Annotated in this window: 1 protein-coding gene; it reads right to left on the minus strand. The window is 69.4% G+C overall.

Annotated features, from left to right (window positions below):
* Positions 1-960 (minus strand): flavodoxin-dependent (E)-4-hydroxy-3-methylbut-2-enyl-diphosphate synthase (ispG, locus tag EAO76_RS40070; protein WP_148841176.1); only part of this gene is annotated, 960 nt, incomplete at both ends.

Below are 960 nucleotides of genomic sequence, written 5' to 3' on the forward strand. Positions count from 1 at the left end.
CTCGGCGATCTTCAGGGCTTCCTCGATCAGGGTCTCGACGATCTTCGACTCGGGCACGGTCTTGATGACCTCGCCCTTCACGAAGATCTGCCCCTTGCCGTTGCCCGAGGCCACCCCCAGGTCCGCCTCGCGGGCCTCACCGGGGCCGTTGACGACGCAGCCCATCACGGCGACCCGCAGCGGGACCTCCATGCCCTCCAGACCCGCCGTCACCTGGTCGGCCAGCTTGTACACGTCCACCTGGGCCCGCCCGCACGACGGGCACGACACGATCTCCAGCCTGCGCCGGCGCAGGTTCAGCGATTCCAGGATCTGGATGCCGACCTTGACCTCCTCGGCCGGCGGCGCGGACAGCGAGACCCGGATGGTGTCCCCGATGCCCTCCGACAGCAGCGCGCCGAAGGCCACCGCCGACTTGATCGTGCCCTGGAAGGCCGGCCCGGCCTCCGTCACGCCCAGGTGCAGGGGGTAGTCGCAGCGCTCGGCGAGCTGCCGGTAGGCGTTGACCATCACGACCGGGTCGTTGTGCTTGACGGAGATCTTGATGTCGCGGAAGCCGTGCTCCTCGAACAGCGACGCCTCCCACAGCGCCGACTCCACCAGCGCCTCSGGGGTSGCCYTGCCGTACTTCGCGAGCAGTCGCGCGTCCAGCGAGCCCGCGTTCACGCCGATGCGGATCGGGGTGCCGGCCTCGCCCGCGGCCCGCGCGATCTCCTTGACCTTGTCGTCGAACTGCTTGATGTTCCCGGGGTTCACCCGCACCGCCGCGCAGCCCGCGTCGATCGCCGCGAACACGTACTTCGGCTGGAAGTGGATGTCCGCGATCACCGGGATCTGCGACTTCCTCGCGATCGTCGCCAGCGCGTCCGCGTCGTCCTGCGTCGGACACGCCACCCGCACGATCTGACAGCCCGACGCCGTCAGCTCCGCGATCTGCTGCAACGTCGCACCGATGTCGGA

Source organism: Streptomyces sp. sk2.1 (assembly GCF_008120935.1).
GTDB lineage: Bacteria > Actinomycetota > Actinomycetes > Streptomycetales > Streptomycetaceae > Streptomyces.